General features: G+C 55.4%; 13 protein-coding genes. 6 read left to right on the forward strand and 7 right to left on the reverse strand.

All coding sequences use genetic code 11. The features are described 5' to 3' along the window. Nucleotides 1-121: 121 nt before the first annotated feature. Nucleotides 122-1,234, reverse strand: a complete 1,113-nt coding sequence (locus Q1L85_RS14285; protein ID WP_300433459.1) for a porin — start codon at nt 1,232-1,234, stop codon at nt 122-124. A gap of 111 nt (nt 1,235-1,345) precedes the next feature. Further along, entirely contained in the window at nt 1,346-2,686 is a 1,341-nt protein-coding gene (locus Q1L85_RS14290) for an adenylate/guanylate cyclase domain-containing protein (protein WP_300427997.1), read from the reverse strand. 178 nt (nt 2,687-2,864) lie between these two features. Between Q1L85_RS14290 and Q1L85_RS14295 the strand changes: the two genes are divergently transcribed. Continuing rightward, entirely contained in the window at nt 2,865-3,035 is a 171-nt protein-coding gene (locus Q1L85_RS14295; RefSeq protein ID WP_300427998.1) for a hypothetical protein, read from the forward strand. A gap of 29 nt (nt 3,036-3,064) precedes the next feature. Continuing rightward, nucleotides 3,065-4,273: a phosphoserine phosphatase SerB gene (gene serB / locus Q1L85_RS14300; RefSeq protein ID WP_300427999.1), complete on the forward strand. Its 1,209-nt coding sequence runs from the start codon at nt 3,065-3,067 to the stop codon at nt 4,271-4,273. 15 nt (nt 4,274-4,288) lie between these two features. Here serB and Q1L85_RS14305 read toward each other — a convergent pair whose 3' ends face one another. The 3 genes from Q1L85_RS14305 to epmB all read right to left on the reverse strand — a co-directional run bounded on the left by Q1L85_RS14305 (nt 4,289) and on the right by epmB (nt 9,499). Next, nucleotides 4,289-6,388, reverse strand: coding sequence for an EAL domain-containing protein (locus Q1L85_RS14305; protein WP_300428000.1), 2,100 nt, complete (start codon nt 6,386-6,388; stop codon nt 4,289-4,291). Between the two features lie 97 nt (nt 6,389-6,485). After that, nucleotides 6,486-8,312 (reverse strand): hypothetical protein, encoded by a 1,827-nt coding sequence (locus tag Q1L85_RS14310; protein WP_300428001.1) that lies wholly within the window; start codon nt 8,310-8,312, stop codon nt 6,486-6,488. 140 nt (nt 8,313-8,452) lie between these two features. Continuing rightward, nucleotides 8,453-9,499: an EF-P beta-lysylation protein EpmB gene (epmB, locus tag Q1L85_RS14315; protein WP_300428002.1), complete on the reverse strand. Its 1,047-nt coding sequence runs from the start codon at nt 9,497-9,499 to the stop codon at nt 8,453-8,455. A gap of 39 nt (nt 9,500-9,538) precedes the next feature. On the opposite strand from epmB, the gene efp reads away from it, so the two are divergent. Genes efp through Q1L85_RS14335 form a run of 4 tightly spaced genes read left to right on the forward strand, consistent with a single transcriptional unit; the run spans nt 9,539 to nt 13,146 of the window. Next, nucleotides 9,539-10,105 carry an elongation factor P gene (gene efp, locus Q1L85_RS14320; protein ID WP_300428003.1) on the forward strand — a complete coding sequence of 189 codons (567 nt, stop codon included), beginning with the start codon at nt 9,539-9,541 and terminating at the stop codon, nt 10,103-10,105. Continuing rightward, nucleotides 10,098-11,033, forward strand: a complete 936-nt coding sequence (gene epmA / locus Q1L85_RS14325; RefSeq protein WP_300428004.1) for an EF-P lysine aminoacylase EpmA — start codon at nt 10,098-10,100, stop codon at nt 11,031-11,033. The genes efp and epmA overlap by 8 nt, the downstream gene beginning before the upstream one ends. A 2-nt stretch (nt 11,034-11,035) precedes the next feature. Then, nucleotides 11,036-12,463 carry an ATP-binding protein gene (locus tag Q1L85_RS14330; RefSeq protein ID WP_300428005.1) on the forward strand — a complete coding sequence of 476 codons (1,428 nt, stop codon included), beginning with the start codon at nt 11,036-11,038 and terminating at the stop codon, nt 12,461-12,463. Continuing rightward, nucleotides 12,460-13,146, forward strand: coding sequence for a response regulator (locus tag Q1L85_RS14335; RefSeq protein ID WP_300428006.1), 687 nt, complete (start codon nt 12,460-12,462; stop codon nt 13,144-13,146). The genes Q1L85_RS14330 and Q1L85_RS14335 overlap by 4 nt, the downstream gene beginning before the upstream one ends. Nucleotides 13,147-13,177: 31 nt before the next feature. Here Q1L85_RS14335 and asd read toward each other — a convergent pair whose 3' ends face one another. Continuing rightward, a complete protein-coding gene (gene asd / locus Q1L85_RS14340) occupies nt 13,178-14,035 on the reverse strand; it encodes an archaetidylserine decarboxylase (RefSeq protein WP_300428007.1) in 858 nt (285 codons plus the stop codon). After that, nucleotides 14,035-14,859 (reverse strand): sulfurtransferase, encoded by an 825-nt coding sequence (locus Q1L85_RS14345; protein ID WP_300433460.1) that lies wholly within the window; start codon nt 14,857-14,859, stop codon nt 14,035-14,037. The genes asd and Q1L85_RS14345 overlap by 1 nt, the downstream gene beginning before the upstream one ends. Nucleotides 14,860-14,895 lie beyond the last annotated feature (36 nt).

Consider the following 14,895-nt stretch of genomic DNA (forward strand, 5'->3'; position numbering starts at 1 on the left):
CATTGCCATTACCTGCACTCACGATAACCGCTGTTTCAGCGACCGCGGGGACGGCAACGATCAGTGCTGCGGAGATCAGGGTATTTCTGAGTAAATTGACTAATTTCATACGGCCTTCTCCTTAAAACACCAGTGCCATACCAACGCGGTAAACCATGCCGGACTCACCTTCTGCGCCACCGACGAGTTCTTCATCGTTACGCTCTGCTTCAATCTTGAAGGCGGTTGCGCTGTCATAGTCGTAGCGGACACCCAGAATTATGCTGTTTTCTTTTGATTCCGCATTTTTCTGGAGTACTCCTACCACGCCGCTTTCCAGCTCATCTTCAGTGGCTACGTAAGTCAGATGGACGGTCGCCATGCCAAAGCGTTGAGCACCTCCGATCATGTAAGACACGCTGTCGTTGAAAATCGCGGTTTCGTGGTCGAGGCTGGTCCACTCAGCAATCGCGGAGGTGGAGCCGTTGTCATAAGAGAACGATGCCTGATAATACTTGGTATCGGACTCATCGGCAGTAAATTCATCGCCGACGCCAGCCAGAGTTGCTCCCGCGAGGAAGTTATCGAGGGCGCGGCCGGCGGTCGGGTCCAGATCCATTGAGAGCTTGGCGTTGTGATAACTGATGCGCCCGGTGATATCGCCTGATGTCAGGCTGAAGATAGCACCCCGGTTCGGATTCAGATCGAGATAGTATGTGTCACCGCCTGTTTCAAGGTCGCCACCAAAACGCCCGGTGTAAAGCTGAACATAACCATCCATGCCACCCAGAGTGAAGCGATGGGTCAGATCAATACCATTGAACGAAGACAGAGCGCTCGGCAGGTAAATCAGTGAGGAAGGTGTGATCCAGTTGTAGGCGTATCCAACTTCCAGGAAATCAGAGTAATGGTACGTTGGAGTGCGCAGGCGCCCCATGCGGATATCGGTATTCTCGTTCACTGAGTACGTGAAATATACCCACGAGGCCTCTGTTTTATAGTCATCGGCGCCACGGGATACCAGCTGCACAGTTGCAGAGGTTGAATCATTCACCTGCTTAACCAATTGCAGGCCTGCGATGGTCTGGTTCGCAAATGAGAGATCGCTGTCATAGCCGTCAGACGAGATGTCATCGGTGGACGTTATGCCGGCATTAACGTTCATAAAGCCATTGATCATCAGGTCACCCGCGAGGGCACCTGAACTGATGCCAGCCAGAGCGACGGCAAGTGCAGCGGATTTAAGTCTGAGCATATTAATGATTCCTTACAGGTAAGACTCACTAATAACCCTAGATTAACTTCCTCAGATGGCCTGTCGGGAGTGTTGCACCAAACCTGACATTCCTGTCAGCTTATATAATCATCAGACTTTTTCGGTCATCGATGTGATGTGCTTGATCTGGCGTGCAATCAGAGATTCTGTTTTTTCTGGCAGGCTGTCGAGCCAGTAGGCCGTCTGGCTGCTGCCATGGAAATCGCGGATGGCCGGGCCTTCGGTCCAGATCACGTCGTGTCCATGTTCCATCATTTCGATCATGGTCTGGCTGACCAGTATGCGACGCTCTTCGCTCTGAGTTGCAAGGTGTGCCGCCCAGTGCACTGTGTCACCGATGAGGCTGTACTGAGTAGAAACATCGTCCTGTAAGGGTGCCATCAGGACGGGGCCCCAATGTGCGGCGATGTTAAATTCCAGCGGCAGGATCCCCGCGTTATTTTCTCGCAGGTAATCTACCAGCCCGGTAAACAGGCGGGCAGCATAAAGGCAGTGCATGGCAGCGTTGCGATCTTTATTCGGAATACCGAACAGCATCACCACGCCATCGCCCAGAAAGCGGTCGACTTTGCCGTTGTATAGCTTTGCTGCCTGAGTCAGTAAACGGTGGTACTGATTGAGCGTACGCGTTAGCTCTTCTGCAGAGAGGCGTTGCTGTAGCAGCTCGAGATCCTGGATCTCGATAAACAGCATGGCACAGTCGTAATATTTCATCGGCTCCGGAAACGGACTCTCAGAATTGCCGATAAACTGCCCCAGGGCTTCATCCACCGCCTTTTTCTGTTCTTCACGGCGGGCAATTTCTTTCAGGGTATCGTGCAGAGAGCTGAGCTCCGGGTTATCTGGTCCCATCGGCAGACGCAGGGAGTCACCATCACGCCATTGGTTCAGGCGCAGCTGCAGTTGTCGCAGATAACGGATGTAGCGCTCGCTCAGCAGCCAGCCTGCAACTCCGCAGATCAGTGTCATCATGGCTGTCACTAGCAATGCGAGTGCGGCGAAACGTCCCGCCGAGGCGGTCGCAGGTGCGGTACTGGTATAGCCTTCAATCTGCCCGTAGAGGACGCCGTCCTGGCGGATTTCAACGGTAAGAGGCACAAGCCCTTCCTGATTTCTGCCTTTGGTCGCCAGGGGTTTGCCTTCGCGGTCGAGCAGTCGCAGTGCCGGAATACTGGCACCGGACTGCCACTCATCGAGGGTCAGATTCAGGGTGATTCTGTCGTCGCGAACGAGGCCGGGGGTCAGCAGGGCACCAAGGTGCTGTAGCTGACGTCTGTCATTGTCATTCTGTTCGCTGACGAGTTGCGTATAGAGGTGATTGTAGGTCACAGCGCTGATGATCACGCCGGAAAAGAGCACCATGACCGCTGCAAGCAGTCCCGCCCGTTGACTTGTGTTCAGTGTTTCACTGATTGAGCGGAGAATACTCATGTCACAACCTGAAATTTCGAAATTTTCCTTAACTTTAGTGATATTATATGCCGCCCCTGCCGTAACACCAGTGAAGTGTCCCGAATGGGTGAACGAATCGACAATCCGGTCGCGTGCTGAGCGGCCGGAAAACAGAATCCGATAGATTGAATAACCGAATTAGCTACGAGGAAAGATCATGAGTGATGTGAAACAGTCTCTGCAGGAAAAGCTGGAAAAGTTGGAAAAAGGCCTGTTCCTGATGAGTGTCGACCGTGTTCGCGCTCTGTCTGTTCACGAAACCGTTGAACTGATCGAAGAACTGCGCGCTGTTGTCGCCGCAGCAAAATCTGACGCAGACAAGCTCTGAGATTCTGCCAGCGATAACAGGAAGCGTCTGTGACTGAATTGGTATTGATCCGGGTAACTGGTGCTGACAGGCCCGGAGTCACTGCAACCATCAGCAGTATTCTCGCTCAGTACGATGTCACCATCATGGACATCGGGCAGGCGGAAATACATGACACCCTGTCTCTGGGGATTCTGGCGGCGATTCCTTCGCGTGCTGAGTCCGCACCGGTGCTCAAGGATGTGCTGTTTAAAGTGCATGAACTTGGGCTGTCGGTCAGTTTCACACCGGTTACCCCTGAGAGTTACGACCACTGGGTGGCTCAGCAGGGTAAGCCCCGCCATATCATTACCCTGTTGGCCCGCACGATCGAAGCCGGTGCCATTGCGCGGGTGACCACGATTGCAGCCGAGCACGGCCTGAATATTGACCAGATCAATCGTTTGTCTGGCCGGGTGCCGTTAGATAACGTCGCAGACACTACCCGCGCGTGCGTCGAGTTTTCGGTACGCGGTGCCGCAGATCAGGCGACCATGCGTGCCCAGTTCCTCGAAGCCGCCAATGAATTGGGCGTCGATATCGCCTTCCAGGAAGACGACATGTTCCGTCGTACCCGTCGGCTGGTGTGTTTTGATATGGATTCGACCCTGATCGAAACCGAGGTCATCGATGAGCTGGCCCACGCGGCAGGCGTGGGTGAACAGGTCGCGGAAATCACTGAGCGTGCAATGCAGGGCGAACTCGACTTTACCCAGAGCTTCGAGCAACGGGTGGCCTTGCTGAAAGGTCTGAGCGGTGATGTTCTGGAAGGCATTGCGGAGCGTCTGCCAGTGACTGAGGGGGCAGAGCGCCTTATCAGCAATCTGCGCGCACTGGGCTATAAAACGGCCATTCTCTCAGGTGGATTCAACTACTTTGGCCGCTATCTGCAGAAACGACTGGGTATTGATTACGTTTTCGCCAACGAGCTGGAAATGGAAGATAACCTGGTGACCGGCCGTGTGACCGGACGTGTGGTAGATGGTCAGCGTAAGGCTGAACTGCTGCGCGAGCTGGCTGATCAGGAAGGCATTCGTCTGGAGCAGACGATAGCCGTCGGCGATGGCGCCAATGACCTGCCGATGCTGTCGATTGCCGGTCTGGGTATTGCGTTCCGGGCGAAGCCTCTGGTCCGCGAAAATGCCAAGCACTCCATCTCAACGCTGGGACTGGATGGCATTCTCTACCTTCTCGGGTATCACGACCGCGATATCCACTGACAGGTTGCCGGAGGTTCAGCCTCCGGCGTCTTCGTCCGAGAAATCATACGTCATACCGGCCTGTGGGCCCTGGACGTAATAGCCCTGAATAAAGTGCACGCCATATTGCCAGATGCTGGACACAGCTGAAGCGCTTTCAACGAAGGGCGCGATACTCTTCTTGCCGCGTTCATGGATGTCGCCCAACAGCTGCTTGAGTACTTTTCCGCTCTGGGGATTATTCTCAAGCTCCTGAGTAAACGAACCATCGATCTTAACGTAATCCAGGTCCACCTTCTCGAGCAGATCCATCGGTGACAGTTCACAGCCAAAGCGGCTGACAGCTGTGCGGATACCGACGGCATGCATCTGATAACAGAAACGTTTCGCCGGAGCGATATGCCGTACGGCGTCCTCTTCTGTCATCTGGAAAATCACTGAGTCATGCTTCAGCTCCGCCGCTTTCAGAGCAACCTGCACCCAACCAGCCAGGCCATCATCACGTAGCGAGGCACCGGTCAGGTTAATAAAAATCCGGGTCTGGTTGCCTTTGCGCTGATGAACAGAAAGCAATTTGGTGGCGTGAAGAATCACCCAGCGATCTACTTTGCGTTTCAGTTCATCACTGATATCTGCGCTCAGCAGGAAGTCACCTGCGGAAATCTCGCTACCGTCTTTGTCGGGCATACGCAGCAGAACTTCGTAGTGCTCGGCATCTTCGCCACGCAGATTGATCAGAGGCTGGAACAGCAGTTTCAGGCGATTAGTTCTGACAGCTTCTGCCAGTTCGTCTTCCGCTTTGCGGAGTTCCTGTTCCTGATGCTCGTCTTCCGGCATGTAGAGATGGATGCCGTTGCCGGTTCTGTCGCCTTCGCTGACCGCTTCGGCCGCATTATGGGCCTGCTGCAATGCTTCGGCAGCGGCAGGGCTGTTGTCTGTGATTAGGGTAATACCGACACTGATGGTTGGTCTGATGGTCTGCTGTTCGAGATCAACCAGCAGGCCTGCAATGGCATCGACCAGCGCCTGTGCTCGCTGCTGAGCTTCTTCTGGCTGACGCCCTGGCATCATCCAGGCAAACGCTTCATCACTGATACGGGCGGTAATATCATACTGAATGGCATGTTCACTGAGGCACGCAGCAACCGCGCGTATGACTTCATCCGACTGCTGAATACCAACCGCACGTTTGATGTTGTCAAAGCCATCGACAGAAATGTACATCAGGGTGCTGTAACTTTTCTCAAGAACGGCCTGGTCAATCGCCCGGGTCAGGCGCTCCACGAAATAGTTCTTGTTATAAAGGTTGGTAGTGGCGTCACGTATACGCAGCTCATCCAGCTCAGCCTCAAGTACCTGAGTGCTTTCTTCACGCTTGATCTGCAGTTGCGTACAGGTTTCGTCGGCATACATCGCTTCACTGAACGACATCTGCATTGGGAAGTGAGAGCCATCAGGCAGGGCTCCGGTCAGGTGCAGAACGCGCCCCTCCGGTACCACGCCCTGATATTCTTTCAGGAAGGCTTTGAAGTCGCCCTGACTTTCAGCAGCGACCATATCCATGACCGGCATTCCTTCAAGTTCTTCGACCGAGTCATAGCCAAACATTTCCAGATACGCCTGGTTTGCGTAAACGTGCATGCCATCGTGTACGTAGGCAATGGGGTCACGCGAGCTTTCAAGCAGCAGACGGCAGCGTTTTTCTGCTTCGCGCAAACGGATCTGCAGAACCCGGATATCCTGACGTACACGCAACTGCTGAACTTCGCGTTGAATCATCAGCACCAGTGTATTGCTTTCTTCAAACGCCACCATGCCGGCGACACCCCGCAACAGGGCAGTCTCGTGCAGCATAGGTTCAACTTTACGGGGGGCGAGAATCAGTGGGATGTCGAGGTTCAGGCGATTAACCTGGTTTATCAACTCGCTGAAATCGATGCCATCCAGTTCGGGGTCGGCAACGATGACATCCCAGCGCGTAGCGCGGATGCTGTCTTCAAACTGTTGATGAGATGTGACCGTCTGTGCCCGGGTGGCCGAGCCGGAATTGCGGATCAGGCTGATCAGCTGTTCGGCATCGTTCTGGGTTTGCGTCAGCAGCAGCAAGTGCAGCGTATCGCGGGTGGAGACGGACATAGTGACCTCAGTGACGGAAAACCTAGGATTATAAAATGGCTGGCGCGCGTAAAAAACGCCAGAAAGTGACAAAGCTTGTCACTTTGTGTTCAAGGTCTCAGAGTTTGTTCCAGAGAGAGTCGAAATCGTCTTCGATCAGACTTGAGCCGGCCCGAGAGACTGGCTGCTGCGTGGCTGGCGTCATGCCTGCGGCGCGGAACTGGAACTGACCAAAACTGCTGGTAGAGGTCAGGCTGCGGCTCAACTGATAGCGTCCCTGCAGCTCATTATGCTGAAGCTCTATCTTGTTGCCGGTACGGAATGGAATACGTGGCAGAAGTACCGTTGCGGGCTGGGCAATGGCCTTGATGGCTGGCAGTACCAGCGCGCGCATCTGTGGTCCGTTACTGCCGGTTTTCTGCAGTAAACGGGCGGCAGCAACCTCGGCTTTGGGTGCCAGAAGCTCGACCCCCAGTTGTGTTCCCTGATCACGCAGATGACGGATCCAGCGGATGACACCGACAGACCAGTGGCGGACACCGGATTCCTGAATACCTATCAGCTCACCGGCCTGAATCGACGAAGGAACTTCGCCTTCCCAGTGCAGGCAGTAGCCGCCGGGGCTGGTATTGATCAGAACGACCGGATAGTTACTGTAGCGGACATCACTTTCACGGGCCGGGGAATTCTGGCCTTTGTGTTTGTTGATGAACTCGATGGCATCCAGATTCATGCTTGAGTTTTCTGGCATACGTGCGCTGCCACCGGCATCAAAGGCGTCGGCCCAGATGTCATCGGAGGCGACCCGGCCGGTATCAACTGAGCGGCCGGTATTCTGATCGCCCTCATAGGCACTCGGTTTGAAACCGAGCATGACCTGTTCGAAATCGCGGCGACCCGCCGTAAAGTAATGCAGTGCAGACAATCCCACACACACGGTCAGCTTGCCTTCGGTAGGCTGGCGCCGGAATGAACGCTGCCAGTGGATTCCCCAGGCCTGTACGGCGTGTGACACCAGGGTGTCGCTCATTTTGTCGGGAACCACGACGTCAGCATTGTCATCTGCTGCTGAGCGGTTCCAGCTCTTAAGACCATTCACCAGCTTGTTGGCGTTCAGGCTGCGGAAACTGGCTTTCTGTGCATCGCGGAGGTGGTGACGGTACTGGCCGGCACGGTCACGGTGCAGGTTAATGATGAAGAGCGCGCTTTCGTCGTCGGCAGGCGTCAGCTCAACCTGTTCAGACCAGAGTTCGCAGGCTTCATAAATCATGGCCAGATCCTGCTGGCGCAGGTTGCTGGGCTTAACAGTGCCGAGCAGATGAATGCGTACAAACACATCTTTGATACTGGTCGCAGTGCAGAGTCTGTTCTGCTGATCTTCGATCTCCAGCTTCTGCAGACGACGTGCCTCAGCCATCAGATACATCTGGTTGATATCAAGCCAGGATCGCTCTGGTGGCTGACAATAGAGCTGGAATGCCCGCAGGATGGTCTGTGAGCTGTCGGAGATTGCCCGGTGAAGTGCCGTTGGCAGATGGCGTGGCGTTTTCTCGCCAGAGGCCATATGTTGCAGGGTATGCGCAACGACCAGCTTGTAGCCAGTGGCCAGATGTCCCTGCAGAGCCTGACTCAGATTAGCAATTTTGAGCTGCTTATCATTCAGTGAGATTGATGATTGCAGGAAATGCTTATTCAGAACGGTACAGACTGAATAGATATACGGCCGGATAATCTCCAAGAACTCAAATCGGGTTGCCGCATGAGTTTTCCAGTTGTTCAGCTCGCGGATTGCCTGGTACAGGCGTCGTGACGCTTCCCCGGTGTTGGCCATGGGTAATGACTTGGCCCATTCGGAAAAGCTCTGTGCATTGGGTGCACAGAAAGACAGCTCTGTCTGACTGACCGTAGGGATATGTAATCTGATCGGTGAGTGTTGGCTGTCCATGCAATCCTGCTGATTATTTTGTACCTGAGAAAAAGTATATAGCCCTGATGGCGTGTTTTTTCCAGCTCTAACCTGCAATTAAATCGTTTAACGCGAAGAATGTGAATTGTGTTTACATTCGGTCGCTGCCAAATAGTGCGTTATTGGCCCGAAGTGAGTGATATATAAGGAACTTTATATGGCTCACCGGCAATTTCTCTGACCAGTTGCGGAACAAGATAACCGGGCAGGGTACTGCGTAATTGATGGTGCAGTCGCAATGCCGTGTCGTCGCCACTATCAAAGTGGTGAGTTCCCGTCACCGGATCGGGGAGGTGAAGGTAATAGGGTGTGATGCCAAAAGCAAACAAACGTTCGCTTAAATCAGAAAGAATCATTAGATCATCATTTACGCCTTTCAGAAGCACTGCTTGATTTAATAGCCATGTCCCTGAATTTCTTAATAATTTTAATGGTTCTTTGTGCGCTGGGGTCAGTTCGTCCGGGTGATTAATATGTAATACCACCACAGTGTTCAGGCGCGATATTTCCAGGCGACGGATAAGGGCGTCGGTAATACGTTCAGGGATAACGACGGGTAACCGGCTGTGAATACGCAGGCGGGTCAGATGTGGAATCGCCTCCGCCAGGCTGATCAGTTCCGACAATGCATCATCCTGCAGCATCAGAGGATCGCCACCACTGAGAATCAGCTCGCTGATGCTGCTGTCTGCGGCAATGTACTCCAGCGCCTGCTGCCAGTCGCGGCGGCCAAGGCGGTTAGCTGAATAATCAAAGTGGCGCCGGAAACAATAGCGACAGTTGATCGCGCAGCCTCCGGTCGCCAGCATCAGTGCGCGGCCCTGATACTTGTGAATAATGCCCTGGCGGGCATTACTGTGCTTTTCCGCCAGTGGGTCGGGCACGTAAGCCTCCACCTGCTGATTTTCGTCGGCGCGGGGTAGTACTTGCAACAACAGCGGATCGCGCGGGTCTCCGGGCTTCATCAGTGCGGCGTAACCGGGCGGCACCAGAACCGGAAACTGCTTAACGGCGGCTTTAATGGCGTCGCCTGCAATCAGTTCCGGTGAGAGTTGCAGGTACTCAAGCAGAGATCCGGCATCACGGAATGAAGCAGCAAGAATACTCTGCCAGTCGGCATGATCGGATGCCGGGACAGAGGAGCCGGATCGGGTTATGATACGCACCTGATTCAGTGTTCCTGACAATATTAAGTGGAAGTCGAAATGGCTAACTATTCTACCAACGAATTTAAATCAGGTCTCAAAGTGATGCTCGACAACGAGCCTTGCTCCATTATTGAGAACGAGTACGTCAAGCCGGGCAAAGGCCAGGCATTCAACCGCGTGAAGCTGCGCAACCTGCGCAACGGTCGTGTTGTTGAAAAAACCTTCAAGTCCGGCGACAGCCTCGAAGGCGCGGATGTGATGGAAATCGATATGGAGTATCTCTATACCGATGGTGAGTTCTGGCACTTCATGGCAACCGATGGTTCTTTCGAGCAGCACGGTGCTTCTGCTGAAGCGGTCGGTGAAACTGTGAAATGGCTGAAAGAGCAGGACGTCTACGCGGTTACTCTGTTCAATGGCGCGGTTCTGACCGTGGCGCCACCGAATTTTGTTGAACTTGAAGTCGTTGAGACTGATCCCGGTGTGAAGGGTGACACAGCCAACGGTGGCAGCAAGCCAGCGACACTGAGCACCGGTGCTGTGGTTAAAGTGCCACTATTCATCAACATTGGTGAAGTTCTGAAAATTGACACCCGCACAGGCGATTACGTCAGCCGTGCCTGATCAGAACCTCTGGAAACCTTCCTGTACCCGGGCTGCACTTGCAGCCCGGGCTGCGTTTTACCGCAGCATAAGGACGTTTTTTGCAGAACGGGACGTGCTGGAGGTTGAGACTCCATTGCTAAGCAGCGCCCCGGTGTCTGACCCCAATATTGAGCCCATGCAGACTGTTGAAGGTCGTTGGCTGCATACCTCTCCCGAATACGCGATGAAGCGTCTGCTCTGTGCTGGTAGCGGCGATATCTGGCAGCTCTGCAAAGTGTTCCGCGCCGGTGAGGCTGGCCGTCGCCACAATCCTGAATTTTCCATGCTGGAATGGTACCGGCTGGGCTGGACGCTGGATCAGCTGATGGACGAAGTCCGCGATCTGGTGCGAACCCTGTTTCAGCCCCGCTGGGCCGAGCTGCCGGAGCTGCGCATCAGCTATGACACAGCGCTGAGACAGTACGCCGGATTGGATGTCCACAATGCGTCTCCGGAAGAGGTTGCCGCATTGGGTATTCAGACCGCAGGCCAGGATTTGCAGCTCGGTCGTGACGGCTGGCTGGATGTCATTATGTCGCACCTGGTTGAACCGGCACTGCCGCAGGATACTCTGGTCTTTATTTCCGGGTTCCCTGCCTCTCAGGCCGCACTTGCCCGGGTAGCGAGAGCGCCAGATGGGCATCTTGTCGCGCAGCGTTTCGAGTTATTTTTTAATGGCACCGAGCTGGCGAACGGTTATCACGAACTGACGGATCCCGAAGAGCAGCGCCGCCGCTTTGACAATGAATCCCGGGGCCGGCCAGTTGATGAACGACTGCTGGCGGCCATGGTGTCCGGACTGCCCGACTGCTCTGGGGTCGCCATGGGCGCAGACCGCCTGTTGATGCACCTGACAGGCAGCCCGGCGATTGCCGATGTTATCAGCTTTGACTGGCACAGGGCCTGATCATGAAGTTGCGCACTCAGCTGTTTCTGTTGATTGCGGTGCTCTGTGTGATGATGGCTTTCAGTGCCATCGTTTTCTTCCGTCTGAGTGTTGAGACCGGCTTTTCCCAGTACCTCGAAGAGCGCGAGCCGCCGTTTCTGAAGACCCTGCAGCGACAGCTGGAAACCTATTACAGCCAGCACGGGAGCTGGCAGGCTCTGCTCCCGCAATGGTGGGAGTTCGTTGACCAGCACACGGCGCCGCCCGGGCCTCCGCCGGGTGACAGACCGGCGGCTGAGCATAAACCGGATGACCGGCCGCCCCCTCAGGCGAATGATGGCCCGGATATGCGCGAGGGCGGACCACCTCGTCTGCCGCTGTTTCTGCTGGATGCCGACCGTAGTCTGCTCGCCGGTACTGAGCGCGCCGAACCCGGCACTCTGCTGTCGCCACTGACGGTTGATGATCAGGTTGTGGGGTGGCTGGGACTGGCGCCGCGTCCAGAGGACACCGATCGCCGCAATCAGGGGTTTCTGGATGAGCAGTTATCGAACCTGCTGATAATTACTCTGGTGCTATTGGTTGCAGCACTGCTGGCTGCCTGGCGAATGTCCCGGCTCTGGCTGCGGCGTGTTGACGATATCATGCTGGGCATGAAGCACTACAGTCAGGGCGACTACGATTTCCGGGCGTCTGTAGCGGGGCGTGATGAGCTGGCATTGCTGGCGTATCGTCTGAATGAGTTAGGGCATACCCTCGCTGCAGGCCGCAGCGCCCGTGAGCGCTGGATGGCCGATCTGTCGCACGAGCTGCGCACGCCACTGTCGGTGTTACAGAGCCAGCTTGAAGCACTGCAGGACGGCATCCGCCCTCTGACCACTGAAGCGGTCGATACCCTCCATCTGCAGGTCACGCGGCTCAATGCGTTGGTCAGTGACCTTCAGCAGCTGACACTGTCCGATCTCGGGGCACTCAGTTATCAAAAAGTCTCCGTGGATATGGAACAGTGGCTCCGGGATCAGACATCACTCTGGCAGCCACTGGCAGATAAACAGGGGCTGAACCTGACGCTCGGGCAGGTCGCCGCGGTGAAGGTGCTGGCAGATACCAGTCGCCTCGGGCAACTTCTGGCTAACCTCCTGACGAACGCCATTAAATACACCAACGCCCCCGGAAGTATCTCCCTTTCATCGGTGAAAGATCGGGATTCGGTGCGTCTGGTGGTCGAGGACAGTGCTCCCGGATTATCGGACGAGGCACTGCAGCGTATGTTTGAGCCCTTGTTCCGGGGGGACAGCTCCCGCTCAGAAACTGCAGGCTCAGGCCTGGGCCTGAGTATCGCGCAGCGAATTGCAGAGGCTCACGATGGGGTGCTCAGTGCCGATGCTTCTCCCCTCGGAGGCATACGGATGACCCTCGTTCTGCCGGTATTGCAGAGGGAGGTGACGTGACCGGAATTCTGATCATTGAAGATGAAGTCGCCCTGGCAGAATTGCTGCGGGATTACCTTCTGCATGAGGGCTACCAGGTCACGCTGGCACATGATGGGGTGAGCGGCGCACAGCTGGCGCTCTCGAAGGCGTGGTCACTGATCCTGCTGGATGTCATGCTGCCGGGCAAAGATGGTGTGACACTGTGCAGAGAGTTGCGGGGTGTGTCAGCGGTGCCTGTGATCATGCTCAGTGCCCGGGTTGAAGAAGTGGATCGCCTGATTGGTCTTGAGTGCGGGGCCGATGATTACGTCTGTAAACCCTACAGCCCGCGGGAAGTCGTGGCTCGGGTGAAGGCGCAGTTGCGGCGCACTCAGATGTTAACGACGCCAGGGCGGGTGCGTGGACTGGTTGCCGACGAATCCCGCCTGGAAGTGGTGTTCGGTGATCAGCGGGTGATGCTCAGCACGGTTGAGTTCCGCATCCTGCATACTCTGATGGCCCGACCGGGACAGATCTTCAGTCGCGATCAGCTGATTGACCGCATCTATGATGACCGCCGGGTAGTGAACACCCGTACGATGGATTCTCACATCAATAAGCTGCGTCGCAAGCTCGCGACGATTGAGGCAGAGGGCGCGGTAGGGGCCGTTTATGGCGCCGGTTATCGCTATCAGCCCGACGTGTTATTGGGGGATGGCTGAACCGCAGGCGGATGACCTGCGGTTCGTTGTGTCAGGCGAGATCGGCGATGGCTTCGCCCATGCGTAAAGGCGAGCCCGCTGTCAGAGTTTCTTTCCAGTTCACGACGCCTTTCGGATGACACAGAATAACGGTGGAACCAAGCTTGAATCGTCCCATTTCTGCGCCCTTTTCCAGGGTAACGTCGACCGGTACGCCGTATTCACTGACTTTCAGTTCGCGCCGTGGCGGAGCAATATGTCCCGCCCAGACGGTTTCGACGGCGGCGACAATCATAGCGCCGACCAGAACCATGGCCATAGGCCCTTTGTCGGTGTCAAAAATACACACCACGCGCTCGTTACGGGCAAACAGGCGCGGCACATTTTCAGCGGTGGTCTGGTTAACTGAAAACAAGTCGCCAGGAACGTAAATCATCTCACGCAGCTTACCGGTCATCGGCATATGCACGCGGTGGTAGTCTTTTGGTGAGAGGTAAATCGTTGCGAATTCACCCCCCATAAAAGGTTCTGCGCGGGCAGTATCGCCGCCAAGCAATTCTGTCAGGCAGTAGTCCTGCCCTTTGGCCTGAAAAACCCGGCCATCAACAATTTCACCCAGTTGCGATACAGCACCATCCGCCGGTGAGGAAAGAACGGAGGCATCGCCTTCGATCGTGCGCGCGCCGTCTTCGAGTTCGCGCGTAAAGAAGTCGTTAAAGCAACGGAATTCAGCCGGTGTCTTACGCTTAGCTTCGTTCATATCGACGCCGAACTGTTTAATAAACAGGCTGATCAGTGGGTTTTTCACCCATTCCATCTCGGCGTCTGCCAGACAACCTACTGCGCGGGACAACAGGTGCTGAGGCACCAGATACTGGCTGGCAATAAATACTTTATCTTTGAAACTCATCAGGGTTTGTCTCCGGTTGTCACAGGTGTCGATTCGTCGTTGCCCCACTCAGACCATGAGCCCGCGTAGCCACGGATATCGAGGCCAAGAATTTTACCGACCAGATAGGTGAAGCCTGAGCGGTGATGGGTCTGGCAGTGAGTTGCGATGCGCTTGGTGCTGTCGATGCCGAGGCCGGCAAGTAGCTGGCGGAAACCTTCCAGCTCGTTGATCCGCAGGCCACGGCTTTTGTCCATGCCGAGGGTCCACTCGTAATTGACCGCGCCCGGAATATGACCGCCGCGCTTCGAGATGGCTTTCTCGCCTGTGTATTCAGCCGCCGAACGGGCATCCCAGACGGCAAAATCGGGTTGACCGATATTTTCCAGTATCTGCTCTTTCGTGAATGAGCAGTCGTGATGAATGGCACCGATCTGATAGTTGCTGGCGACAGGCGTCACTTCACCGGATTCGGTGGGGAGCCCCTCGTCCAGCCACGCAACCAGACCGCCATTCAGGTACGAGTACTTCTTGTGGCCGATGCAGTCGAGAACCCAGATCAGGCGACCTGCCCAGCCACCACCTTCGTCGTCCGAGCAGATGACGTGAGTGTCTGGCGTCAGGCCCAGCTCACTGAATACGGTTTCCAGTGCCTCTGCAGAAGGCAGCTTGCCCGGCGCAGGCGTGCCCGGCAGTTGCAGGCGTTTGAAGTCCAGATGAACAGAACCCGGAATGTGGTTCTGGACGAAGGTTTCGCCTTTGCACTGTTCGATAATCAGCAGATGGTCAGCTGGCAGTAGCCCGGCAAGTTGTGCGGGCTCAAGCAGCAGGGGAAGATCGGCCATAGAGATCACTCAGATAATTGCATCGATTGCCGCGCA

Source organism: uncultured Thalassolituus sp. (assembly GCF_950066645.1).
Taxonomy (GTDB): domain Bacteria; phylum Pseudomonadota; class Gammaproteobacteria; order Pseudomonadales; family Oceanobacteraceae; genus Thalassolituus.

What these genes read in the sequence shown, in the direction of transcription:
- Q1L85_RS14290 (WP_300427997.1), bottom strand. Translation starts at nt 2,686, where the DNA reads ATGAGTATTCTCCGCTCAATCAGTGAAACACTGAACACAAGTCAACGG.
- Q1L85_RS14285 (WP_300433459.1), bottom strand. Translation starts at nt 1,234, where the DNA reads ATGCTCAGACTTAAATCCGCTGCACTTGCCGTCGCTCTGGCTGGCATC.
- Q1L85_RS14330 (WP_300428005.1), top strand. Translation starts at nt 11,036, where the DNA reads ATGAAGTTGCGCACTCAGCTGTTTCTGTTGATTGCGGTGCTCTGTGTG.
- efp (WP_300428003.1), top strand. Translation starts at nt 9,539, where the DNA reads ATGGCTAACTATTCTACCAACGAATTTAAATCAGGTCTCAAAGTGATG.
- asd (WP_300428007.1), bottom strand. Translation starts at nt 14,035, where the DNA reads ATGAGTTTCAAAGATAAAGTATTTATTGCCAGCCAGTATCTGGTGCCT.
- Q1L85_RS14345 (WP_300433460.1), bottom strand. Translation starts at nt 14,859, where the DNA reads ATGGCCGATCTTCCCCTGCTGCTTGAGCCCGCACAACTTGCCGGGCTA.
- Q1L85_RS14295 (WP_300427998.1), top strand. Translation starts at nt 2,865, where the DNA reads ATGAGTGATGTGAAACAGTCTCTGCAGGAAAAGCTGGAAAAGTTGGAA.
- Q1L85_RS14310 (WP_300428001.1), bottom strand. Translation starts at nt 8,312, where the DNA reads ATGGACAGCCAACACTCACCGATCAGATTACATATCCCTACGGTCAGT.
- Q1L85_RS14305 (WP_300428000.1), bottom strand. Translation starts at nt 6,388, where the DNA reads ATGTCCGTCTCCACCCGCGATACGCTGCACTTGCTGCTGCTGACGCAA.